Source organism: Pseudarthrobacter sp. MOO13 (genome assembly GCF_058267655.1).
In genome coordinates this window covers 1,094,240-1,118,909 of sequence record NZ_CM177848.1, presented here as the reverse complement: position 1 = coordinate 1,118,909, position 24,670 = coordinate 1,094,240, and the positions used below count along the sequence as shown (strand labels likewise).

The following is a 24,670-nucleotide window of genomic DNA, read 5'->3' as shown; positions in this document are numbered from 1 at the left end:
ACCGGCTCCGCTCACGCGCGCCGGCGGCCGGAAGGAGGTCCCGTGGCACTGATCCGCAGGGTCGCTTTGCTCTCCCTCCACACCTCCCCCATGGAACAGCCCGGTTCCGGCGATGCCGGCGGAATGAACGTGTACATCCGTGAGCTGGCTTCGGCGCTGGCGGAAGCCGGTGTTGAGGTCGAAATCTTCACCCGCGCCACCTCCCCCGACCAGCCCGCCGTCGAACACCCGGATCCCGGCGTCTGCGTCCACAACGTCCTGGCCGGACCGCCCACCAAGGTCCCCAAGGAGGAGCTGCCGGGACTGCTGCACGCCATGGTGGCGGAAATCGAGCAGATCCGCCGCCGCCAGCCGCACGGCCGGTACGACGTCATCCATTCGCACTACTGGGTGTCCGGGATCGCCGGGCTTGAGCTGTCACGGCTCTGGGACGTTCCGCTGGTCCACACCATGCACACCATGGCAAAGGTCAAGAACCTGCTGCTGGAGTCCGGCGAACAACCCGAACCCCGCCGGCGCGAGCTGGGCGAGCACCGCATCGTGGAGGGCGCGGCCAGGCTCATCGCTAACACCAGTTCCGAGGCCGCCGAACTCGTGTCCCACTACGGCGCCACCTACGACCGGATCGACATCGCGCCGCCCGGCGTGGACCTGAGCACCTTCACCCCGGCGTTCCGGGCGCGGGCCAGGGCAGAGCACGGCGTTGGCCCCAACACCTTCCATCTGGTGTTTGCCGGCCGGATCCAGCGGCTCAAGGGTCCCCAGGTCCTGGTCAAGGCAGCGGCACTGCTGCGCAAACGCCGCCCGGACATCGACCTTCGGGTCACCATCCTGGGCGCCTTGAGCGGCAACAAGGAATTCAACCTCCGCTGCCTGGTGGCGGAGGCGGGAATGGACGACGTCGTCACGCAGCTTCCGCCGGTGAAGGCACCTGAGCTTGCATCCTGGTTCCGCGCGGCGGACGTGGTGGTGATGCCTTCCTTCAGCGAGTCCTTTGGACTGGTGGCCCTTGAGGCCCAAGCCTGCGGGACGCCCGTGGTGGCCACCCGGGTGGGCGGCCTGTCCCGCGCAATCTTCCACGGCCGGACCGGGCTCCTGGTGGACGGACACCATGCGGCGGACTGGGCGGATGCGCTCGAAGCCCTGTACGACGATCCCGCCACGCGCGAGGACCTGGGCCGGGCGGCCGCCATCCGTGCCCAGAGCTCCGGCTGGCAGCGCACGGCCGCCATCACGCTCGAAAGCTACCACGCCGCCGTCGACCATTACTCGGGGCACCGCCTCGCCCCGGCCGTGCCGGCCTCCTGACAACCCTCCGCCCTTGCTTCGGAGGCCACTCCCGTTGACGGCTGTTCCCTCGGAGCCGGCCCGGGTGCTGTTAGCTTAGGGGCAGGTGTCCGGCGCCGGCCGGTACAGGAAAGGACAACGATGTCTGGTCTTCCTTCTGATCTTGAGATAGCCCGGGCCGCCCGGATCCGGCCCATCGGGGAAATCGCTGCAGCGGCCGGGATCAACGCCGACGCCCTGGAGCTCTACGGGCGGTACAAGGCGAAGATCGATCCGGCCAGGCTCGAGGCACCGGCACCATACGGCAAGGTGGTGCTCGTGTCCGCCATGTCCCCCACCCCGGCTGGAGAAGGCAAATCCACCACCACGGTGGGACTGGCCGATTCGCTCGCCCGCGCCGGCCACAAGGTGATGATCGCGCTGCGGGAGCCGTCCCTGGGACCCGTGCTCGGGATGAAGGGCGGCGCTACCGGCGGAGGTTACTCGCAGGTGCTGCCCATGGACGAGATCAACCTGCACTTCACCGGTGACTTCCATGCCATTACCTCGGCCAACAACGCGCTCATGGCGTTGGTGGACAACCACATCTACCAGGGCAACGCCTTGAACATCGATCCGCGCCGGATGACGTTCAAGCGCGTCCTGGACATGAACGACCGGTCCCTGCGCGAGGTTGTCATCGGGCTGGGCGGTCCAACACAGGGGGTGCCGCGGCAGGACGGGTTCGACATCACGGTGGCGTCCGAAATCATGGCCGTCTTCTGCCTGGCAACGGACCTGTCGGATTTGCGGACGCGGTTGGGCCGGATCACGTTCGGCTACACCTACGACCGGACGCCGGTGACGGTGGCGGACCTGGGCGTGGAGGGTGCCTTGACCCTGCTCCTGAAGGAGGCGGTCAAGCCCAACCTGGTGCAGACCATCGCAGGGACTCCCGCTTTGGTGCACGGCGGGCCGTTCGCCAATATTGCGCATGGCTGCAATTCGCTTATCGCCACCCAAACCGCGCGGCGGCTCGCGGACCTGGTGGTGACGGAAGCCGGTTTCGGTGCCGACCTGGGGGCAGAGAAGTTCATGGACATCAAGGCCCGGTACGGCGGCCTGGCCCCGTCCGCCGTCGTGGTGGTAGCCACCGTGCGGGCGCTCAAAATGCAGGGCGGCGTGGCCAAGGACGCATTGACGCGCCCGGACCTGGCCGCGCTTGAGGCCGGCGTGGCGAACCTGCGCCGGCACGTCCACAACGTGGAGAAGTTCGGTGTGACCCCGGTAGTGGCCATCAACAAGTTCTCCTCCGATGCGCAGGAAGAACTGGACTGGCTTCTGGCTTGGTGCCACGCGGAGGGCGTGCAGGCCGCCGTCGCGGACGTATGGGGCCGCGGCGGAGGAGGCGACGGCGGTGACGAGCTCGCGGCGCTGGTGGCGAAGGCGGTGGACGCTCCCGGCAAATTCCGGCACTTGTACCCGTTGGATTTGTCTGTGGAGGACAAGATCCGGACCATCGCCCAGGAGATCTACGGGGCGGACGGGGTGGACTTCTCCGTGCCGGCCTTGAAGCGCTTGGCAGATATCGAACGGAACGGCTGGAGCGGGTTGCCCGTGTGCATGGCCAAAACGCAGTATTCCTTCACGGACGACGCCTCCCGCCTCGGCGCCCCGAAGGGCTTCACCATCCACGTCCGGGACCTGCTGCCCAAAACCGGGGCAGGCTTCATCGTCGCGCTGACGGGTGCCGTGATGACTATGCCCGGCCTGCCGCCCGTCCCGGCTGCGCTCCGCATGGACGTGGACGCCGACGGCAACCCGGTGGGCCTCACCTGAAACCCCCGCTCACTTCTTACCCCTTTCCACCGAACCCCCGCTCACTTTCGACCGGCCTCCAACGAACCCCCGCTCACTTCTTGCCCCTCTCCAACAAAACCCCCGCTCACTTTCGACCAAACCGAATGAGCGCCTGTGGATAACTTCCGACGGGCTCCGGCTGCTTGAATAAGAATGCAGTATGCGATCCCAGCCGCCCCTGCCCTCCCACTTGGCAAGCAGTCCGTTCACCCTCGAAAGTTCCAGGCGCGCAGGGCTGCACTACAGCCGCTTACGGCGCGCAGATGTTGAGCATGTAAGCCGTGGGCTTTACCGTCCGGCCGGTTGGGATTTCTGTCTGGAGGAGGCCGCCCGCAGCCTGTCGGAGGCTTCGCCTGGCGCGTGGATTTCCCATGTCACCGCGGCTCGACTCCGGAGTTTCCTCCTTCCGCCTTGGCTGTCAGACTCCAACGAGCTGCACCTCAGTAAACCCAGCGCCCTTCCCGGCGCACGCAGGAGGGGAATCCACGGCCATCGGCTCATTGTGAAGCCTGGCGAGATTGAGTGCGTTGAAGGGATGTGGCTCAGCACCCGTGCCCGGACGTGGCTGGATTTGGCACGGCTACTCCCATTGAACGATTTGGTGGCTGCGGGAGACCAGCTCATCCGGAGACCACGGCCTGACCTCGAAGGCAGAGAGGGCGCGTACTCAACACTTGGGGAACTAAAGGCTTTGGTCGGCCGACATCCAAATCTTCAAGGCGTTGTCCGCGCCCGGCAAGCACTGGACCTTATGCGGGTAGGGGCGGACTCTGCGCCGGAGACATTCCTTCGATTGTCCATGCTGGACGCCGGTCTTCCTGAACCGGAGCTGCAGATAGAACTTCGTCCGGGGGACCCCCGCTCGCCATCGGCCGACCTCGGCTTTCGTCTGCCCAGAGTTGCTATTCAGTACGACGGCGGCCATCACCTTTTCGAACCGCAGCAACAGATCGATCGGCGCAGGAACAAGGCCTTCGAACGAGCCGGCTGGACCGTCATCATCGTCGAAAGGGCCGATCAGGAGGACGGTTTTGCGGGAGCGCTCAACAGAATCAGGCATGCCCTAAGAAATTCCGCCGCCAATCCTGTGGCCGCCTCGGGCTTCGCCAACGAGTGAAACCCGCTGGATAGAGGACCGCACCCTCAGCTAATCGCGGAAAACACGTCACACGTGAGCGGGCGTTTCAGGAAAACACGTCACACGTGAGCGGGCGTTTCGGGAAACACGTCACACGTGAGCGGGCGTTCCGGCGAAACACGTCACACGTGAGCGGGCGTTTCGGGAAACACGTCACACGTGAGCGGGCGTTTCAGGAAAACACGTCAAAGGTGAGCGGGCGTGGTTAAGCAGGAACGCTCCCCCACCTGTACGGGTGAGGGAGCGTTCGAGGGGTGCTAGCGTTCGAGGTCGCCGCGGATGAAGGCTTCGACCTTTTCGCGGGCGAGGTCGTCGTTGAACTGCTCCGGCGGGGACTTCATGAAGTAGCTCGACGCCGACAGCAGCGGGCCGCCGATGCCACGGTCCAAGCCGATCTTCGCCGCACGGATCGCGTCGATGATCACACCGGCCGAGTTCGGCGAGTCCCAGACCTCGAGCTTGTACTCCAGCGAGACGGGGGCATCACCGAAGTTCCGGCCCTCCAGGCGCACGAACGCCCACTTGCGGTCATCGAGCCACTGCACGTAGTCCGACGGGCCGATGTGCACGTCCTTGGCAGCCAGTTCCGCCTCAACGTTCGAGGTCACCGCCTGGGTCTTGGAGATCTTCTTCGACTCTAGCCGGTCGCGCTCGAGCATGTTCTTGAAGTCCATGTTCCCGCCGACGTTCAGCTGGTACGTCCGGTCCAGGGTCACGCCGCGGTCCTCGAACAGCTTGGCCATGACGCGGTGCGTGATGGTCGCACCGATCTGGCTCTTGATGTCGTCGCCCACGATCGGCACGCCCGCGGCGGTGAACTTGTCGGCCCACGCCTTGGTGCCGGCGATGAAGACCGGCAGCGCATTGACGAAGGCCACGCCGGCGTCAATGGCGGCCTGCGCGTAGAACTCTGCCGCCTTCTGCGAACCCACGGGCAGGTAGCAGACCAGGACATCCACCTTGGCGTCCTTGAGCGCCTGGACAACGTCCACGGGTTCTTCGGTGGATTCCTCGATGGTCTCGAGGTAGTACTTGCCCAGCCCGTCCAGGGTGTGGCCGCGCTGGACCGTCACGCCCGTGGGCGGAACGTCAGCGATTTTGATGGTGTTGTTCTCGCTCGCCAGGATGGCGTCGGAGAGGTCAACGCCGACCTTCTTGCCGTCGACGTCAAACGCGGCGACAAATTCAACGTCGCCCACGTGGTACTGGCCAAACTCAACGTGCATCAGGCCCGGAATGGTCTCCGCGGGATCGGCATCCTTGTAGTACTGGACGCCCTGCACCAGCGAAGCGGCGCAGTTGCCCACGCCAACGATTGCAACACGGATCGGATGTGAAGACACAAAACTCCTTTGGGAACAAACGTCAGCCGGCCGGGTATGGCTCCGCAGGAAGTCCGACGGCGGCCGGCTGGCACGGCGCCGCACGGCGCCTTTTCATACTACCCAACGCAGCGGGACCCGGCGCTGCTGCGCCGGGTCCCGCTGCGTAAGAAAGCTTCGTCAGCGCTGTCCGTTGAAGCGGACGTTACGACTCCTGCTTCCAGAGGTTGATATCGGACTCCACGGCGAACTCGTCGATGGCGGTGAGTTCGTCGGCGGAAAACTCGAGGTTGTTGATGGCGGAGAGTGTGTCCTCGAGTTGGCTGACGCTGGAGGCGCCCACCAGGGCAGAGGTGACCGGTGAGCCCTTCGGCTGGTCGCGCAGGATCCAGGCGATGGCCATTTGGGCCAGTGACTGTCCTCGGCCCTCGGCAATGCGCCGCAGCCCGCGGACCCGGTCGAGCTTCTCTTCAGTGATGGAGTCCTCGGAAAGGAACCGGGCCTTGGCGGCACGGGAATCTTCCGGGATGCCATGGAGGTAGCGGTCGGTGAGCATCCCCTGGGCGAGGGGCGAGAATGCGATGGACCCGGCGCCCACCTGGTCCAGCGCCTCGTACAGGTTGGGCGATCCGTCCTCGGTCCAGCGGTTCAGCATGGAGTAGCTGGGCTGGTGGATGAGCAGCGGCGTTCCCATCTCCTTCAGGATCCGGGCCGCCTCAAGCGTCTGCTCAGGAGTGTAGGAGGAGATGCCGGCATAGAGTGCCTTGCCGGACCGGACCGCGTAGTCCAGGGCGCCCATGGTCTCTTCCAGCGGCGTCTCGGGATCGGGCCGGTGGCTGTAGAAGATGTCCACGTAATCAAGGCCCATGCGTTGCAGCGACTGGTCGAGGCTGGAGATCAGGTACTTGCGGGATCCCCATTCGCCGTACGGGCCGGGCCACATGTAATAGCCGGCCTTGGTGGAGATCACCAGTTCGTCCCGGTAGGGCTTGAAGTCGTCCTTGAGGTGGCGGCCGAAGTTGGTTTCGGCGGAGCCGTCAGGGGGCCCGTAGTTGTTGGCGAGGTCGAAGTGGTTCACGCCGAGGTCGAAGGCCCGGCGCAGGATGTCCCGTTGCTCTTCAAAGCGCTTGTCGTCGCCGAAGTTGTGCCAGAGGCCCAGGGAGATGGCAGGGAGTTTGAGTCCGCTGCGGCCGACACGGCGGTAGGGCATGGAGTCGTAGCGGTTGTCCGCTGCTGAATAAGTCATGGGTTCCATCCTGCCAGTTGTGACGCGCTGCACATCATGTGTTAGCGCTCAGCAGAAAAGTTACGCCGCGGATGCCCGCGGCGTAACTTCTCCCTTCCTAGGACGCGAGGATGGCCGCGCTCCACGGAGCCAAGGCCAGGTAGCCGCCGTCCAGGCCGGTCCCGTCATCCGTGGCCAGCAGGACGTTCCCCGAAGCGTCGAGGCGTACCTTCGCGTCGGTGAAATTCACCAGCACCTCAACGGAACCGCGGCGGAACCGCAGCCAGCCGGCGTCGTCGTCAAACTTCACCTGGGTGCCGTCAAAGCCAAGGCCTGCGAGCTCCGGATGGGAGCGGCGCAGCGCCGTCAGCGACCGGTACAGCTCCAGCAACCGGGCGTGCTCGCCCGTGGTGGCCTCGGCCCAGTCCAGCGTGGACCGGCGGAAGGTTTCCGGGTCCTGCGGATCCGGCACGACGGCGGGATCCCACCCCATGCGCTCGAACTCCCTGATGCGCCCTTCCGCGGTGGCTTTCCCAAGCTCGGGTTCCGGGTGGGAGGTGAAGAACTGCCACGGCGTGGTGGCACCGTATTCCTCGCCCATGAACAGCATGGGCGTGAATGGCGAGGTCAGGGTGAGCACCGCGGCCACGGCCAGTTGTCCGTAGGACAGGGACTGCGAGAGCCTGTCCCCCGTGGCCCGGTTGCCGATCTGGTCGTGGTTCTGGTTGCAGACCACCAGTGCCTCCGGGTGCACCAGGGCACCGTTGATAGGCCGCCCGTGGTGCCGGCCTCGGAAGCTGGAGTAGCTGCCGTCGTGCAGGAACCCGTCCTTCAGCACCTTGGCCAGCACGGCCAAGGACTCGAAGTCGGAGTAGTAGCCGGTGGTCTCGCCACTGACATTGACGTGTACCGCGTGGTGGAAGTCGTCGCTCCACTGGCCGGCCAGGCCGTACCCGTTGGCGTCCCGGGGGTAGATCAGGCGCGGATTGTTCAGGTCCGATTCGGCAATGAGGGTCTTGGGCAGCCCGGTTTCAGCCGAGACAGCGTCGCCCAAAGCGCCCAACTCCTCAAGGATGTGGACTGCGCGCTCATCCCGCAGCGCGTGCACGGCATCGAGGCGGAGTCCGTCCACGTGGTAGTCGCGCAGCCAGAGGGCCGCGTTGTCCAGGATGTATTCGCGCACCACATCCGAACCTGGCCCGTCCAGGTTCACCGAGTCGCCCCACGTGTTGGCATCGCCCTGCTTCAGGTACGGGCCGAACTTGGGCAGGTAGTTGCCGCTGGGTCCCAGGTGGTTGTACACCACGTCCTGGATGACGCCGAGCCCGGCGGCATGGGCGGCATCCACGAACCGCTGGTACGCGGCCGGCCCGCCGTAGCCCTCGTGCACCGCGTACCACTGGACGCCGTCGTAGCCCCAGTTGTGCGTTCCGTTGAACCCGTTGACCGGCAACAGCTCCACGAAGTCGATGCCCAGGTCCACCAGGTAGCCCAGCTTGTCCACCGCGGCATCCAGGGTTCCTTCGGGAGTAAAGGTGCCCACGTGGAGTTCGTAGATCACGGAACCCTGCAGATCCTTGCCGCGCCACCCCGTGTCCTGCCACGCGAAGGAGGCAGGATCGTAGGTGCGGGACAGCTTGTGCACACCGGCGGGCAGGCGGCGCGACCTTGGATCCGGGACGGGAGTCGAGTCCCCGTCCAGCAGGTAGCCGTAGTCCACCTCGCCGCCGGCCGGGGCGTCAGGTGCGGTCCACCATCCCTCGGATCCGGGAGCCGTGTCCATTTTCTGCATGGGGTATGCACGGCCATCGGCCTGCAGGACCACCGATGAAGCGTCCGGCGCCCACACATCGAACCGCCCGGGGCCAGCGTTGACGAGCGTCATTCGTTCCCTCCATCCACGGGGACCAGCAGGGCCACCGGGTAGGTGCCCAGCAGCTCGGCCACGGCAATCGGGCCCGGTCCGTAGCCGGCGCCCGTCAGTTCGTCGCGCATGGCGGTGGAAAGGTCGACGGCGGTGTCCCGCCAGCCGCCGCCGGCTTCCAGTCCGGCCGGGAGCCGGGTAGCAAGTGCCAGCACACCGGTGGAGGCCTCGGTTCCGCGGGAGAACGCGAGCAGGTGATCTGCTGCGGCCCCGGTGGCGGCCACGGGAGCGTAGCCCTGGAACAGCTCGGGCCGGTCCCGCCGCAGGCGCAACGCCCGCGAGGTGACCAGAAGCTTGCTGGCTTCCGTGCCCGCGGCCGGCAACTGTCCGGCGTCGAGCTTTGCCAGCTCCGCCTGCCGGACAGCAAAGTCCACTGGCCGGCGGTTGTCCGGGTCCGTGAGTGACCGTTCCCAGAACTCGCTGCCCTGGTATACATCCGGCACACCCGGCATGGTCAGCTGGACCAGCTTTGCCGACACCGAATTGGCTGCGGAAAAGGCGTCGATGCGGGCCACGAAGTCCGCGACCACCTTGGCAACCTTCGCGTCGTCGAACACCGCATCCACGGCGGCCTTCACCTTGGACTCGAAGTCCTCGTTGGGATCGGTCCACGTGGTGGAGTTGCCCGCCTCCCGGGCGGCCTTTTCCGCATACCCCTGCAACCGCTCACGGCTGGCGGGCCAGGCGCCGATGATTGCCTGCCACAGCAGGTTCTCGTACGGGCCGTCGGGGATCGGCGCCAGGCCACGCAGCGTGTCCAGCGTTTCCGCCCACTCCCGCGGTAGTTCGGCGATGACCGAGATCCGGGCCCTGGCGTCCTCGCTGCGCTTGGTGTCGTGGGTGGACAGGGTGGTCATGGACAGCGGCAGGTCCTGCTGGCGCCGCTGCATCCGCCGGTGGAATTCCTCCGGGGCCACGGCGAATTCGGTGGGTTCGGCGCCCACCTCGGTCAGGGTGCCCAGCCGGGTGTAGCGGTAGAACGCGGTATCCTCCACGCCCTTGGCCATAACCATGCCGGAGGTCTGCTGGAACCGGATGGCGATGGGGTTGACAGGGTCCAGGAGCAGCGGGAGGAGGGTGCCCACCGCGACGTCCAGCTCCGGCCGGTGCGCTGCGGCGGATTCGCAGGCTTCCTTGAGGACGTCGGCGCCTACCGGCAGGTAGGACCGGTACACCGGGAAGGATGCGATGATCTCGGCGATGGCGTCGGCTGCCTGGTCCACGCTGAGCCCGTACGACCCGGGAACCAGCCGGGCCAGCCGCAGCACCTCCGAACGCAGGATGCCATCGGCAATCATGCGCTTGGTACCGCGGATCATGGCTGCATAGTCCGCCGGTTCCGCGGTACCACGCAGACCGGAATCCAGGGCGTCGAGGGCCTGTTGGCCTGCCGGGTCCACGAAGACCCTGTCCACGTCGGCCAGCGCGTCATAACCGGTGGTGCCCTCGCAGGCGAACTCCTGGGGCAGGACTTCACCCGGTTCCAGGATCTTTTCCACCAGGACGTAGGCGCCGCCGCTGAGGTCCTTGAGCCACCGGAGGTAGCCGGCGGGATCCGCGAGGCCGTCCGGATGGTCCACACGGAGCCCGTCCACCAGGCCCTCGGTGAACCAGCGGCCTACCTCCGCATGCGCCTGTTCGAAGACGGAAGGTACCTGGACCCGGATCCCGGCGAGGGTGGTCACCGCGAAGAAGCGCCGATAGTTCAGCTCGGCATCGGCACGGCGCCAGTCCATCAGTTGGTAGTGCTGGCGGGCGTGGACGTCCTGCGGGGAGTCCCCTTCGGTGTACGTGCCCTCGGCCAGCGGAAACCGGTGGTCGTAGTAGCGGAGTTCGCCGTCTTTGACCTCAAGTTTGTCCAAGTCGGCGTCCGATCCCAGCATGGGAAGCCGGACTTTTCCGCCGCCCAGTTCCCAGTCGACGTCGAAGGCTTCGGCGTAAGGGGACTCGCGGCCCTCCTTCAGCAGCGACCACCACCACGGGTTCTGTGGCGGTGAGGCCACGCCCACGTGGTTCGGCACAATGTCCACCAGGACGCCCATGCCGTGCTCGCGGGCCGCCTTGGAGAGGGCCAGGAGGCCTTCGGGGCCGCCGCGTTCAGGATCGACGGCAGAGGGGTCGGTTACGTCGTAACCGTGGTCCGAGCCCTCCTCCGCCGTAAGGATGGGAGACACGTACACCCAGTCCACGCCGAGGTCCTTCAGGTACGGGACCTTCTCTGCGGCGTCGAAGAGGGTGAAGCTGCTCCGGATTTGGAGCCGGTAGGTGGAAGTCGGCGTCCTCATTTGTCGGTTGCCTTTGTGGCACCCGTTTCGGTTGCCTTCTCGTCAGCTGCGTCGGCGGCTTCGGTGGCTTCGGTTGCCCGCGCCTCGCTCGCCTCCGCTGCCTTGGTCTGGGCCTCCACCATCTCCCCCTGGGCCTCTTCGTGTTCTGCCATGGAGGCCAGGGACGCGGCTGCCGAGGTATCCACTTCAGTCTCGGGGCCTGAGTAGGCGCGCAGTACCACCATCGACTTGGCATCCAGTGCCAGGGTTGCGCCGGCTTTGAGCGGTTCGTAGGCTTCGGCCTGCGCTGCCGTATCGATCAGGACTTCCCAGTACTGGGAGTATTCGTCCGAGGGCAGGCAGAAGTCCACGACGTCGTCGTGGGCGTTGAACGCCATGATGAAGCTGTCGTCGGTGATGCGGCGGCCGCGTGAATCCTGCTCCTGGATGCCGTCGCCGTTGTAGAACACGCCGATGGTCCGGCCGAAGCCGCTTCCCCAGTCTTCGGGCCGCATCTCGGTGCCGTCGGTCTTCAGCCAGACGATGTCCGGGAGCTTTTCGCCCTCACCACGGACTACCGGGCGGCCGTCGAAGAAGCGGCTGCGCCGGAACGTGGGGTGGTCGTGCCGGAGCTTGTTGACGAACGCGGTGAATTCCACCAGCGGCTGGTCCATGGCTTCCCAGTGGATCCAGCTGAGCTCGGAGTCCTGGCAGTAGGTGTTGTTGTTGCCCTGCTGCGTGCGGCCCAGTTCGTCGCCGTGCAGCAGCATGGGCACGCCCTGCGAGAGCATCAGGGTGGCGATGAAGTTCCGCTGCTGCCGGGCCCGCAGGGTCAGGACCTTGTCGTCGTCAGTGTCGCCTTCAACGCCGCAGTTCCAGGACCTGTTGTGCGATTCGCCGTCGTTGTTGCCTTCGCCGTTGGCCTCGTTGTGCTTCTCGTTGTAGGAAACGAGGTCGCGCATGGTGAAGCCGTCGTGGGCGGTGACGAAGTTGATCGACGCCACCGGGCGGCGGGCGGAGCTTTCGTAGAGGTCTGCGGAACCGGTCAGGCGGGATGCGAATTCGCCCAGGGTGGCCGGTTCGCCGCGCCAGAAGTCGCGGACGGTGTCGCGGTACTTACCGTTCCACTCCGTCCACTGCGGTGGGAAGTTGCCCACCTGGTAGCCGCCGGGGCCAACGTCCCACGGCTCGGCGATGAGCTTGACCTGGGAAACGATCGGATCCTGCTGGATGAGTTCGAAGAACGTTGAGAGCTTGTCCACGTCGTAGAACTCGCGGGCCAGGGTGGAGGCGAGGTCGAACCGGAAGCCGTCCACGTGCATCTCGGTGACCCAGTAGCGAAGGGAGTCCATCAGCAGCTGGAGGGAGTGCGGGTGGCGTACGTTCAGCGAGTTGCCCGTGCCGGTGTAGTCCATGTAGTGCTTGAGGTCGTTGTCCACCAGGCGGTAGTAGGCCTGGTTGTCGATGCCCTTGAAGGACAGCGTGGGGCCAAGGTGGTTGCCTTCGGCGGTGTGGTTGTAGACGACGTCGAGGATCACTTCGATGCCGGCCCGGTGCAGGTCGCGGACCATGGCCTTGAACTCCTGGACCTGGTGCCCGACGTCGCCGGTGGCGCTGTAGGTGTTCTGCGGGGCGAAGAACCCGATGGTGTTGTAGCCCCAGTAGTTGTTGAGCCCCTTCTCCACCAAGGTTCCGTCATTGACGAACTGGTGGACCGGCATGAGCTCAATGGCGGTGACGCCAAGCTTCTTCAGGTGCTCAATCACGGCCGGATGCGCCACGCCGGCGTAGGTGCCGCGCTGCTCTTCGGGAATCTCCGGGTGGAGTTCGGTCAGGCCCTTGACGTGGGCTTCGTAGATCACGGACTGGTGGTAGGGAATCCGCAGCTGGCGGTCGCCGTCCCATTCGAAGAACGGGTTGATGACCACGCCGTGCATGGTGTGCGGGGCGGAGTCGGCGTCGTTGCGGGAGTCCGGGTCGCCAAACTCGTAGGAGAACAGGGCCGGGTCCCAGTCGATCTGGCCCTGGATGGCCTTGGCGTAAGGATCCATCAGCAGTTTGTTCGGGTTGAAACGGTTTCCGCTGGCGGGGTCGTACGGACCATGGACGCGGTAGCCGTACTTCTGGCCGGGCTGGATGTGCGGCAGGTAGCAGTGCCAAACATAGCCGTCCACCTCGGTCAGTTCGATCCGGGTCTCGGTCAGGTCATCAGCCAGGAGGCAGAGTTCGACCCGCTCGGCCCGCTCGCTGAACAGGGCGAAATTGGTGCCGGTGCCATCAAAGGTCGCTCCCAGCGGATAGGCAGTTCCAGGCCAGACTTCCATCGTGCTCCTCATTTTGTGGTCAGCAGCAGAGGGCATCGGAACGCCCCTGCTGCTGGTGCGAACTAATGCCTACCGTAGTGGTTGGCTGTGACTATTACGTTTCCAGGCTCCATATTTACTAAGCATGCTGACTTTACCCCAAATTTCAGGTATACCCTCCGCGATGCGGGCCGCCGTGACGGGTCCGCCCGCCACGGACTCCGACGCGGCCGTCCCGGCGCGCCCATGCAGCGCGGCTCCGAGTGCGGCCAGGGCTGCCCAGCGGTCGTCGTCGTCCAGGCCCAGCTGGCGGGAAGGTTCGACGGCGGACCCCGCCTGGGCGAGCAGCGCGCCGATGACACCGGCCAGGACGTCCCCGCTCCCGGCGGTGGCCAGCCAAGGGGTGCCGTCCGCCTGGCTGAAGGTCTGGCCGGATGGCGAAGCCACCAGCGTGGTGGCGCCCTTGAGCAGGACGGTGGCACCGGTACGGTCGGCAGCGCGGCGGACAGCGTCGAGGGTACCCGCTTCCACGGCCTCCCGGTCTTCGCCGCCACCGAGCCGCTGGAACAGTGAGGCAAGCTCCCCGGCATGCGGGGTCAGCACCACATGCGGCGCCAGCGTGTCCGGGAGGGCAGGCAAGGCGCCGGCGTCAGCCACGACCGGCAGGCCGGACGTGACGGCATCGCCGGCGCGGGCCAGTTGGCCATGGTCCTTTGGGCCCATGCCGGAGCCCACCAGCCAGGCCTGCACGCGGTTTTCCGCGACACTCCCCGTGCTGCACACGACCTCGGGGCAGGATTGGCGGACCAGGTGGGCCACTGACGGCGGACCCAGGTACCGGACCATGCCCGCGCCTGCGGCCAGCGCCCCACGGCAGGCGAGGACGGCGGCACCGGGATAGTCCTCAGAGCCGGCCACCACTCCCAGCACACCCCGGGAGTACTTGTGGGCGCGTCGGGCGGGGTGGGGCAGCAGGGCGGCCATCTCGGCATCTTCAACCCTGCGCAGGGACGGCTGCGGAAAGTGCTCTTCAATCCCGATCGGTACCACCTGGACGCGGCCGGCATAGTCGGCTCCGGGATCGGCCAGCAGCCCGGACTTCGCTCCCCCGAACGTCACCGTCAGGTCCGCCATGAGCACCTCGCCGGCGGTCTCTCCGCTGTCCGCGTCGACGCCGCTGGGGAGGTCGCAGGCCACCACCAGGCCGTGGGCGCCGCCGGCTGTCCGCGCGCCCGCAAGGGCCTGGACGAAGGCTGCGGCGAGTCCCCGCAGGCCGCCCTTGGCGCCGGTTCCCAGAACGGCGTCTATGACGACGTCGGCGCGTGCGGCTTCCGCCGCCAGCTCCGGAAGTGCCTCTTCGGTGAGGCGGTTCACCCGGCCGCCGGCGCGCTCGAATGCGTCGAGGCCGCCGGAATGGGCGGCATCCCCGGTGAGTACCGCCGTCGTACGCATTCCCCGGGCGGCGAGGAAGGCAGCAGCGTAGAGCCCGTCTCCACCGTTGTTGCCCTTTCCCGCCAGCACCACCACGTTGGCGCCGTACAGGCGGGCACCGCGTGAACGAAGCTCATGGACGACGCCGGTGGCCAGGCCGTGCGCGGCGCGGAGCATGAGTTCCTCTCCGCGCCCGGCGGCGAGGAGGGGTTCTTCGGCTGCGCGGACCTGGGTTCCGGTATAGGCGGTGATCATGCGGCGGCCGCCGGGTCAGCCTTCGGCCAGTACCGTCGCGGTGGCGATGCCGCCGTCGTGGCTGATGGACAGGTGCCAGCGCTTGACGCCCTTGGCCTCGGCTACCGCCAGGACGGTGCCCTTGACCTGGACGGTGGGCCCGTTCTGGTCAAGGCCGATCCAGCAGTCCTGCCAGTTCATTCCGGCGGGCGCGCCGAGGACCTTGGCCACGGCTTCCTTGGCCGCGAACCGGGCAGCCAGGGACCGGGTGTTCAGTTCCCGCTCCGCGGGGACGAACAAGCGGTCCCTCAGCCCGGGTGTGCGCTCCAGCTGGCGGCCGAACCGCTCGATATCTACTACGTCTACCCCAATGCCAACGATCATGGGCTCATTCTACGGTGGGACCCTCCCCCGCACGCCCGGGTGCAGCGCCGTTGGCGCGGGTTCTTTCCGTTGTCCGCCGATAGCGCAATTGCGTGGCTTAACGCAGGAAGCCCCTGGCTTGCGGGCCCGGGGCTTCCAGCGGTTAGGGAGTCACCGCTACTCGACAGTGACGCTCTTGGCCAGGTTGCGGGGCTGGTCCACGTCGTAGCCCTTGGCTGCGGCCAGCTCCGCCGCGAAGATCTGCAGCGGAACCGTGGTCAGCAGCGGCATGAGCAAGGTGGGGGTCTCCGGTACGTAGAAGACGTACTCGGCGTAGGCCTTGACGGCTTCGTCCCCTTCCTCGGCGATGACCAGGGTGCGGGCGCCGCGGGCACGGACTTCCTGGATATTGGAGACCACCTTGGCGTGCAGCGAGTCGCGCCCGCGCGGGGACGGAACCACTACGAACACCGGCTGGCCTTCGTCGATCAGGGCGATGGGGCCGTGCTTGAGCTCACCGGCAGCGAAGCCCTCGGCGTGGATGTAGGCGATCTCCTTGAGCTTCAGCGCGCCTTCCAGGGCCACCGGGTAACCCACGTGGCGGCCCAGGAACAGCACGGACTTCTCGCTGGCCATGCTGCGGGCCAGTTCGCGCAGCGGCCCGGCGTTGTCCAGGATCTTCTGGATCTTGGCGGGGATCTTGTTCAGGTCCGCCAGGACGTCCTTGATTTGGCCGGAGAAGATGTTGCCGCGCAGCTGTGCGAGGTACAGGCCCAGCAGGTAGGCGGCAGTGATCTGCGCAAGGAAGGCCTTGGTGGAGGCGACGGCGATTTCCGGCCCGGCGTGCGTGTACAGGACGGCGTCCGATTCACGCGGGATGGTGGAGCCGTTGGTGTTGCAGATGGAGATGGTCTTGGCGCCCTGTTCGCGGGCGTAACGGACCGCCATCAGGGTGTCCATGGTCTCGCCGGACTGGCTGATGGACACCACCAGGGTGTTCTCGTCCAGGATGGGATCGCGGTAGCGGAACTCGTGCGCCAGTTCCACCTCGGTGGGAATCCGGCACCAGTTCTCGATGGCGTACTTGGCCACCATCCCCGCATAGGCGGCGGTGCCGCAGGCCAGCACAATGATCTTGTTGACCTGCTTCAGCAGCTCCGGGTCGATCCGGAGTTCGTCCAGGGTCAGCTTGCCCTTGATATCCGAGCGTCCCAGCAGGGTCTGGGCCACGGCGTCGGGCTGGTCGTTGATCTCTTTCTCCATGAAGGAGGAGAAACCGCCTTTTTCCGCCGAGGCCGGGTCCCAGTCAACGTGGTATTCCTTGCCCTGGGCCGGGTTGCCGTAGAAGTCGGTGATGTCCACCGAGTCCGCGGTGATGGTGACGATCTGGTCCTGGCCCAGCTCCACGGCCCGGCGGGTGTAGTCGATGAACCCGGACACGTCCGAGCCCAGGAAGTTCTCGCCGTCGCCCAGGCCCACCACCAGCGGTGAGTTGCGGCGGGCGGCCACGACGACGTCGGGCTGGTCCGCGTGCACGGCCAGCAAGGTGAAGGCGCCTTCGAGGCGCTGGCAGGCCAGCTCCATGGCGTGGGTCAGTCCGCCGTTCGCCGGGTCGCCGCCCAGCTTGTTCCGGAGGATGTCGGCCAGCAGTGCAGCAGCCACCTCGGTGTCCGTTTCGGAGAGGAAGGTGACTCCCTTTTCCAGCAGCTCGAGCTTGAGCTCGGCGAAGTTCTCGATGATGCCGTTGTGGATCACGGCCAGCTTGCCGCCGTCCGCCAGGTGCGGGTGCGCGTTGCGGTCCGTGGGACCGCCGTGCGTCGCCCAGCGGGTGTGCCCGATCCCGGTCACCGTCTCGGGCAGCGGGCGCGCCTCAAGCTCAGCGATCAGGTTGCTCAGCTTTCCGGACTTCTTCCGCGACTCGATGGCGCCCTCGGACACCACTGCCACACCGGCGGAGTCATAACCGCGGTACTCCAGGCGGCGGAGCCCCTCAAGGACAACGTCCAACGCACTGTGACCATTAATTGCACCGTCGGTCGAACGGCCTACGTAACCCACGATTCCACACATAGGCACAAGACTATCGGCAGCGTGCCGGTTGCTCTAAACCGGTAAGCGCCGCCGCACGGCCCACGTGACGCAGCTCGCCGCGCTGAGCAGGGGCGTCATTTCGCGATGCGCCGGGCGGGGGGCAGAATCTTTAGCGTGACTTCGCAACGCAATGAAGCGAACGGGGAGGGTGCCTCTCCGTTCGTGGAGCTGGACCGGCATACCTGGTCCCGGCTCGCAGCCCAGATGGAACAGCCCCTTAACGAAGAGGATGTGCTGCGCCTTCGCGGGCTCGGCGACCCCTTGGACATGAACGAAGTCCGCGACGTCTACCTCCCCCTCTCGCGGCTCCTGCACCTGTATGTGGAGGCAGCCGGGCAGCTGCATGCAGCCACCACCACCTTCCTGGGTGAGCAGACCCAGCGCACGCCGTTCGTGATCGGGGTGGCCGGTTCCGTCGCGGTAGGCAAGTCCACCATCGCCCGCGTGCTGCGCGAGATGCTGCGCCGCTGGCCCGGTACCCCCAATGTTGAACTGATCACCACCGACGGTTTCCTGTATCCGCTTGCTGAACTGAAGCGCCGGCAACTGCTGGACCGGAAGGGGTTCCCCGAGTCCTACGACCGCCGGGCGCTGCTGCGTTTCGTGAGCGAAATCAAGGGCGGGGCCGAGGAAGTGCGGGCCCCCTGGTACTCGCACGTCACCTACGACATCGTGCCGGAAAAAGAAGTGGTGGTGCGCCGGCCGGACGTGCTGATCGTGGAGGGCCTGAACGTGCTTGCCCCGGCCCGGCCCCGGCATGACGGACGCCAGGGGCTGGCGCTGAGTGACTTCTTCGACTTCTCCATCTACGTCGATGCCAAGACCTCCTACGTCGAGGAGTGGTACGTGGACCGGTTCCGGAAGCTTCGGAGCACCGCGTTCGCGCAGCCGGAGTCCTACTTCCACCGTTACGCCACCCTCTCCGATGAGGAAGCCGAGAGCACCGCGCGGGACATCTGGAAGCGGATCAATGAGCCCAACCTGGAGGAAAACGTCCTGCCCACCAGGGGCCGGGCGCAACTGGTGCTGACCAAAGAGGCCGACCATTCCATCCGCCGCATGCTCCTCCGGAAGGTCTAGCACACGTGTGCTACGAATGCGGATCGGCCACGCGCCGCAGCTTTGCCCGCTTCCTCGCGGCGGGGGCCGGGCTGACGGTCCTGGCGGCCTGCACGCCCGCGGCACCTCCGGCTGCGCCGTCGTCGTCCGCTGCGCCTCCCGCAGCCCCCTCCCCTGCTGCGGTCACCGCTTCAGCGGGCCCGACGGCGGAAGCCGCCACGGTGGGCCAGTCGCCGGTAGCGCAGTCCCCCACACCGTCGCCCTCGGCCACGCTGGCGCGGCAGTTCTCGCTGGACGACCCCGCAAGCCAGTGGGTCATCGTCAACAAGCACCGGCCGCTGGCGCCCGCGGACTATGCGCCGGCTGACTTGGTGCGTCCCGCCGTCGCCATTTCCGCCTCGGGTGAAGCGGCCCTGCTGAACAGCACGACGGCGGCAGCGGCCGAGGCGATGTTCGCGGCTGCGGCGCGGGATAGCGTGGCAATGGTCCTGGCCAGCGGCTACCGCTCGTACAGCACCCAGGTGACCACCTACAACGGGTACGTCGCCGCGCGGGGACAGGCCGACGCCGACACCGCCAGTGCGCGGCCCGGCCACTCGGAGCACCAGACGGGATGGGCCTTCGACATCGGGGACGGCGGCGGGGCCTGCAGCTTCCAGCCATGTTTCGCGGACCAGCCGGCGGCCACTTGGGCGAAAGCGAACGCCTACCGGTTCGGCTTCGTCGTGCGGTATCCGTGGATGCTGCACCCCATCACGGGCTACTACTACGAGCCCTGGCACCTTCGGTTCGTGGGGGTTGAGGCGGCCACGGACATGGCGAAGCGCGGCATCGGCACGCTGGAGGAATATTTCGGACTGGAAGCGGCGCCGAGCTATGCCTGAACGTCGAACTCCTCGTTCCAGTTCCGGACTCGCGACAAAAATTTACCGCCGCGTTATCCGTAGCACTCCCTCCCTGGGCTAGCGTGGTTCCCATGCTGACAGGATTCAAGAATTTCATCATGAAAGGCAACGTCGTTGACCTTGCCGTCGCTGTTGTCATGGGTACTGCCTTCGGCGCGGTTGTCACGGCACTGGTGAACAAGGTGCTCATGCCGTTCATCGCAGGACTTGTGGGATCCCCGAACTTTGACAGCTTTGCCCGGTGGGACTTCAGGGGAAACGCCGTGGAGTTCGGCGTGCTGCTGACCGCAATTGTCAACTTCCTGCTGATTGCGGGTGCCATCTACTTTGTGGTGGTCATGCCCATGAACCACATGATCGAACGGCGCAACCGCCGGCTGGGCATCAACCAGGGCGTGAAGGAAGAAGCCGCCGAAGATCCGCAGATCGCGCTGCTGACCGAGATCCGCGATTCCCTCCAGAGCCGGAACCCGTAACGCCCTAACGCCGCCTGAGCATTTGTGGCCCGCCTCCCTGATGGGAGGCGGGCCACATTTGGTAGGTCTTGCCTGTTAGTCGGCGACGAGTTCCAGGGCGAGTTCCGCCCGGACCACCTGTGCCAGGTGCTCGGCAATGGACTGGGCGGTTTCCTCGTCGGCGGCCTCGACCATCACCCGGACAACGGGTTCGGTTCCGGAAGGCCGGAGGAGGACACGGCCGGTATCGCCGAGCGCCGCTTCCGCCGCCCCCACCGCTTGGGCCAGCACGTCGTTGCTGCCAACCTTGCTGCGGTCCACACCCTTGACGTTGATGAGGACCTGCGGGAGCTTGGTCATCACCGTGGCCAACTCCTTGAGCGGCTTCCCGGTGAGGGCCACCTGTGCGGCAAGCTGCAGGCCGGTGAGGAGGCCGTCACCGGTGGTGGCGTAGTCGGAGAAGATCACGTGGCCGGACTGTTCGCCGCCGAGGTTGTAGCCGCCGTCGCGCATGCCTTCGAGGACGTAGCGGTCCCCCACTGCCGTTTCCATGATGGTGATTCCCGCGTCGCGTAGGGCGAGCTTGAGACCCAGGTTGCTCATCACCGTGGCCACCAGGACGTCGTCCTTGAGCTTCCCGGACTTCTTAAGGGCCACCGCAAGGATGGCCATGATCTGGTCGCCATCCACTTCGTTGCCTTCGTGGTCAACGGCCAGGCAGCGGTCGGCGTCGCCGTCGTGGGCAATTCCCAGGTCCGCGCCGTGCTTGATCACGGCTTCCTTGAGGGGACCCAGGTGGGTGGAACCGACGCCGTCGTTGATGTTCAGTCCGTCGGGATCGGCACCGATGACGATGAGGCTCGCGCCGGCGTCCTTGAAAAGCTGGGGTGAGCAGCCGCTGGCGGCGCCGTTGGCGCAGTCCAGGACCACCGTGAGGCCGTCCAGGCGGTGCGGCAACGTACGCAGGAGATGGACGATGTAGCGGTCCTCCGCGTCGGAGAAGCGCTGGATGCGGCCCACGTCGGCTCCGGTGGGCCGGACGGCCTCCTTGTTCATCTGGGCTTCGATGGCGTCTTCGACTTCGTCCGGCAGCTTTTGGCCGCCGCGGGCGAAGAACTTGATGCCGTTGTCCGGCGCCGGGTTGTGGGACGCGGAAATCATGACGCCGAAGTCGGCATCCAGGTCCGCCACCAGGTAGGCCGCCGCCGGGGTGGGCAGCACACCGGCGTCATAGACGTCGATGCCCGAGCTGGAGAGTCCGGCTTCCACAGCGGCGGCGATGAATTCGCCGCTGGCGCGCGGGTCACGTGCCAGCACCGCGCGCGGGCGGGAGCCGTTGGAGTTGCGATCATGGCCGAGCACGACGGCGGCCGCCTGGGCCAGCTGCAGGGCCAGCTCAGCTGTCAGCAAGCCGTTGGCCAACCCCCGGACACCATCAGTTCCAAATAATCTAGACACCGGTCAAGTGTAGAGGATGGGGCGCGGGGACCTGCGTAGATGGCGTCTTCCGGTCGGTTCTACCTATTGAGTACCTGTCGGCCGACGGGGCCCAATACTGCGACCACTTGCTTTCGTCCTTGGCTACCTGTCTTTACTCAATACCCTCGCCACGCCCATTTGGCGTCACCTACGATCCATGCATGACACCTAGCTATGGGGGCTTGGCGCTTGAAATTGTAGTACCGGTCTACAACGAAGAAGCTGTGCTAGAGCGCAGCATCACAAGGCTCGCCGAATACCTGACAAATGAAATGCCGTCGACGTGGAAAATCACCATCGCCGATAACGCAAGCACCGACCGGACGCAGGTGATTGCCGCCCGACTTAGCAGGCACATTCCAAACGTCGAGTATCGACGCCTTGAAGTCAAAGGACGCGGACATGCGCTAAGAGACGCCTGGTCCGCCTCCGATGCGAAAGTCCTGGCCTACCTGGACGTCGACCTTTCGACGGATCTGGCAGCGCTTCCACCTTTGGTAGCTCCCCTGCTGTCCGGGCATTCTGATATCTCCATCGGCACACGTTTAGGCCAGAGTTCGCGGGTGAGCCGCGGGCCCAAGCGGGAATTCATTTCAAGGTCCTACAATTTCCTGCTGCGTCGCACGATGCAGGTGAGGTTTTCCGACGCTCAGTGCGGGTTCAAAGCCATTCGCGCTGACGTGGCAAAGCGGCTGCTTCCCCATGTTCAGGACAATTGCTGGTTTTTTGATACGGAGCTTTTGATTATTGCCGAGCGGTCCGGGCTTCGCATTCACGAGATTCCAGTCGACTGGGTCGATGATCCGGATAGCCGTGTGGATATTAGTCAGACAGCCATGGATGACTTGAAGGGCATTGTTCGCGTCGCTGGATCGCTGGTGAGGGGCGTCATACCCGTCCAAGCAATTTACGCGGAGCTGGGACGCCGGCCCATCGCGCCCCTGAGTCGGCCAAGCTTCTTTGGTCAGGTCCTCCGGTTTGGCCTGATCGGGGTGGCTTCCACCTTGGCCTTCGCGCTGCTTTACCTCGTGATGCAGGCGCCTTTCGGGTCCCAGGAAGCCAACTTCCTGGCGCTGCTGCTGACGGCGGTGGGAAACACGGCCGCCAACAGGCGGTTCACGTTTGGTATCAGCGGGCCGGAGAAGCTGTTCACCCATCAGGTCCAAGGCTTCGTGGTGTTTCTCCTGGCGTGGACCCTTACGTCATCGTCGTTGGCGGTGCTCCACTCGCTGCATGCTGATGCTGCGCCCAACATGGAGCTTATGGTCCTGACCGCGGCAAACGTCCTAGCCACATTGATGAGGTTTGTCCTGCTGCGGCTCTGGGTTTTCCGCACGAAGAATGGCGGCAGCTCTGCACGCCGGGCCCTGGTCACTGCAGGGACCCCCGTCAGGTGAGGCCCTCTGTCATGCAGATTCGGGCCCGCCTCGCGCCTTCGCCGCCGCCTGCTCTCCTGGCAAGGGCGCGCATCCTCGCCATCTTGGGCTCAGGCCGCACCCCGTGGGAACGGCCCGCCCTGCTGTCGCTGCTTATGCTGACAGCTGTCTTATACTGCTGGGGCCTGGATATAAACGGGTGGGCAAACGCCTATTACTCAGCTGCTGTGATGTCAGGAGCACAGGATTGGACAGCCTTCTTTTACGGCTCTTCAGATCCAGCCAACGCCATCACCGTGGACAAGCCGCCTCTCAGCATCTGGGTCATGGCCCTCTCCGTACGTCTGTTTGGACTCAGCAGTTGGAGCATCCTCCTGCCGCAGGCACTCATGGGAGTCCTCACGGTATACCTCCTGTACGTCCTGGTCCGCAGGTACGCCGGGGTATCCACGGGACTGCTTGCAGCAATGTTCATGGCAGTTACACCGGTAAGCACGGTGATGTTCCGCTACAACAACCCGGACGCCCTGCTGATCCTCCTCATGGTGGCGGCATCTCTAGCCTTTACTTCAGCCATCGATAGGCAGCAACCGCGGCTCATGGCCGTGGCAGGGGTGATGGTTGGCGCCGGCTTCCTCACAAAACAACTGCAAATTGGCTTAATCCTTCCGGCCTTTGTCATCACGTACCTGGCATATGCGAGGGTCAGCTGGCCACGGCGCTTTCTCCACCTGGGTTACTTGGCGGCTGGGGCAACTGCCGCAGCGGGCCCGTGGCTCGCCGTCGTAGGACTTACCGACCCGGCTAAGCGTCCCTTCATCGGCGGTTCCAGAACCGACAGCGCCATAGAACTGGCATTAGGCTATAACGGCCTGCAGCGGCTGACAGGTGAGGATGCTGTCCGTACGACTCCAACCGACCTGCTGGAAGATAACTACACCGGCGGCTTCCAGCGGTTCCTTGAACCACAATTTTCTGGCCAGTTCGGCTGGTTCCTGCCGCTGGCTCTCGTCGGACTTGTCCTCGGTGCCATATGGATAGCCAAAAAAGAGGGCAACACGGGCACTCGTATGCTGCTGTTGTTATCAGGGGCATGGTTCTGTACGGCGGCAACCGTCTTGGCTTACATGTCCGGGATTGTGCACCCCTATTACTGCTTGGCGGCGGTCCCCCCTCTATGCATACTGGCAACCACGGGGTTTACCAGCCTTCTGAAGTCGCGAACCCGGAAGATAAAGACGCTCTTGATGGTCACGCTACTTGCCACAATGACGATGGCGTACGTATCCGTTCTTCGCTCCACATCTGATTTCCCTGGTCTACCTCAGGCTCTGCTGATAATTTGGGCGATCGCCATTGCACTTCAATTCATGCCTTCGACTGCCCGACGCGGCACTCGAGCGGCCGTGACCTCAGTTCTGATTGCCGTGCTGGTTACCGCGCCAATCCTGTGGTCGTTGAACACTGTTATGACTCCGCACGTCGGAGCAGGAGTGATGGCCGGCCCCAGCATTTTGGGATATCGAAGCGACCACCCGGGAAGAGAACAACTAAGCGACCAAGTGCTACCGGGGCAGGCGGCGCTCATATTCGGCGATATACCCTCTCCGGCTCTAAGGGACGCTGTGAAAGCCATTCCATCTTCGGCTACCTGGGCAATTGCAACTATCGGCGCAGAAACAGCTGCAAACTACCAGCTTGAAATGGGTCGCCCCGTACTGCCCGCTGGAGGTTTTGATGGAACAGATCCGTTCCCTACATTGGAGCAATTTCAGGCGCTGGTCGCGGAGGGAAAGGTGGGGTCTTTGGTAATAAATGAGCTGCCGCCCATTACAGCCGAAGGAAAGGGCGAATCCGCGCGGATCGTTAGCTGGGTCCGTGAGCGCTTTGTTGTTGAGGACATCGATGGCGTCGAATTTTATGCCCTAACAAAAGATGAGACAGCAAAAAGCCCGCCCCGCTGAACAGCGGGACG

At 65.3% G+C, this 24,670-nt stretch carries 17 protein-coding genes; 8 read left to right on the top strand and 9 right to left on the bottom strand.

The features are described 5' to 3' along the window. The first annotated feature begins 42 nt into the window (after positions 1–42). The 3 genes from mshA to AC4EEO_RS05285 all read left to right on the top strand — a co-directional run bounded on the left by mshA (position 43) and on the right by AC4EEO_RS05285 (position 4,243). Positions 43–1,308, top strand: coding sequence for a D-inositol-3-phosphate glycosyltransferase (gene mshA, locus AC4EEO_RS05295; RefSeq protein ID WP_018760391.1), 1,266 nt, complete (start codon positions 43–45; stop codon positions 1,306–1,308). 120 nt (positions 1,309–1,428) lie between these two features. Then, on the top strand, positions 1,429–3,105 hold the full coding sequence (locus AC4EEO_RS05290; protein WP_285319091.1) for a formate--tetrahydrofolate ligase: 1,677 nt from the start codon (positions 1,429–1,431) through the stop codon (positions 3,103–3,105). A gap of 814 nt (positions 3,106–3,919) precedes the next feature. Beyond that, a complete protein-coding gene (locus tag AC4EEO_RS05285) occupies positions 3,920–4,243 on the top strand; it encodes a hypothetical protein (protein ID WP_491330250.1) in 324 nt (107 codons plus the stop codon). A 278-nt stretch (positions 4,244–4,521) separates the two neighbouring features. Here the strand turns inward: AC4EEO_RS05285 and AC4EEO_RS05280 are convergent, their stop codons facing one another. The 8 genes from AC4EEO_RS05280 to glmS all read right to left on the bottom strand — a co-directional run bounded on the left by AC4EEO_RS05280 (position 4,522) and on the right by glmS (position 17,400). Beyond that, positions 4,522–5,607, bottom strand: a complete 1,086-nt coding sequence (locus tag AC4EEO_RS05280) for an inositol-3-phosphate synthase (protein ID WP_018760394.1) — start codon at positions 5,605–5,607, stop codon at positions 4,522–4,524. A gap of 184 nt (positions 5,608–5,791) precedes the next feature. Further along, positions 5,792–6,832, bottom strand: a complete 1,041-nt coding sequence (gene mgrA, locus AC4EEO_RS05275) for an L-glyceraldehyde 3-phosphate reductase (RefSeq protein WP_491340057.1) — start codon at positions 6,830–6,832, stop codon at positions 5,792–5,794. A gap of 97 nt (positions 6,833–6,929) precedes the next feature. Further along, positions 6,930–8,696 (bottom strand): malto-oligosyltrehalose trehalohydrolase, encoded by a 1,767-nt coding sequence (gene treZ / locus AC4EEO_RS05270; RefSeq protein WP_491340056.1) that lies wholly within the window; start codon positions 8,694–8,696, stop codon positions 6,930–6,932. Further along, positions 8,693–11,020: a malto-oligosyltrehalose synthase gene (gene treY, locus AC4EEO_RS05265; protein ID WP_491340055.1), complete on the bottom strand. Its 2,328-nt coding sequence runs from the start codon at positions 11,018–11,020 to the stop codon at positions 8,693–8,695. Before treY ends, treZ begins: the two co-directional genes overlap by 4 nt. Further along, positions 11,017–13,323 carry a glycogen debranching protein GlgX gene (gene glgX, locus AC4EEO_RS05260; protein WP_018760398.1) on the bottom strand — a complete coding sequence of 769 codons (2,307 nt, stop codon included), beginning with the start codon at positions 13,321–13,323 and terminating at the stop codon, positions 11,017–11,019. Before glgX ends, treY begins: the two co-directional genes overlap by 4 nt. 69 nt (positions 13,324–13,392) lie before the next feature. Next, entirely contained in the window at positions 13,393–14,988 is a 1,596-nt protein-coding gene (locus tag AC4EEO_RS05255) for an NAD(P)H-hydrate dehydratase (protein WP_491340054.1), read from the bottom strand. 15 nt (positions 14,989–15,003) lie between these two features. Continuing rightward, the gene (locus AC4EEO_RS05250) at positions 15,004–15,351 is read right to left on the bottom strand and encodes a holo-ACP synthase (RefSeq protein WP_018760400.1); all 348 of its coding nucleotides are present in this window, start codon (positions 15,349–15,351) and stop codon (positions 15,004–15,006) included. Positions 15,352–15,507: 156 nt separating this feature from the next. Further along, complete coding sequence (glmS, locus tag AC4EEO_RS05245; RefSeq protein ID WP_491340053.1) at positions 15,508–17,400, bottom strand: glutamine--fructose-6-phosphate transaminase (isomerizing); 1,893 nt, start codon at positions 17,398–17,400, stop codon at positions 15,508–15,510. 105 nt (positions 17,401–17,505) lie between these two features. On the opposite strand from glmS, the gene coaA reads away from it, so the two are divergent. From coaA to mscL, 3 genes are all read left to right on the top strand, one after another. Beyond that, positions 17,506–18,501, top strand: coding sequence for a type I pantothenate kinase (gene coaA, locus AC4EEO_RS05240; protein WP_491340052.1), 996 nt, complete (start codon positions 17,506–17,508; stop codon positions 18,499–18,501). A 5-nt stretch (positions 18,502–18,506) separates the two neighbouring features. Continuing rightward, positions 18,507–19,364 (top strand): M15 family metallopeptidase, encoded by an 858-nt coding sequence (locus AC4EEO_RS05235; RefSeq protein ID WP_491340051.1) that lies wholly within the window; start codon positions 18,507–18,509, stop codon positions 19,362–19,364. Between the two features lie 92 nt (positions 19,365–19,456). Next, a complete protein-coding gene (gene mscL / locus AC4EEO_RS05230) occupies positions 19,457–19,861 on the top strand; it encodes a large conductance mechanosensitive channel protein MscL (protein WP_461840516.1) in 405 nt (134 codons plus the stop codon). 75 nt (positions 19,862–19,936) lie between these two features. Here the strand turns inward: mscL and glmM are convergent, their stop codons facing one another. Further along, the gene (glmM, locus tag AC4EEO_RS05225) at positions 19,937–21,298 is read right to left on the bottom strand and encodes a phosphoglucosamine mutase (protein ID WP_491340050.1); all 1,362 of its coding nucleotides are present in this window, start codon (positions 21,296–21,298) and stop codon (positions 19,937–19,939) included. 182 nt (positions 21,299–21,480) lie between these two features. Here glmM and AC4EEO_RS05220 point away from each other — a divergent pair, with 182 nt between their 5' ends. Further along, positions 21,481–22,716, top strand: a complete 1,236-nt coding sequence (locus AC4EEO_RS05220) for a bifunctional glycosyltransferase family 2/GtrA family protein (protein WP_491340049.1) — start codon at positions 21,481–21,483, stop codon at positions 22,714–22,716. Between the two features lie 209 nt (positions 22,717–22,925). After that, on the top strand, positions 22,926–24,659 hold the full coding sequence (locus AC4EEO_RS05215; RefSeq protein WP_491340048.1) for a glycosyltransferase family 39 protein: 1,734 nt from the start codon (positions 22,926–22,928) through the stop codon (positions 24,657–24,659). The last annotated feature ends 11 nt before the right edge of the window (positions 24,660–24,670 follow it).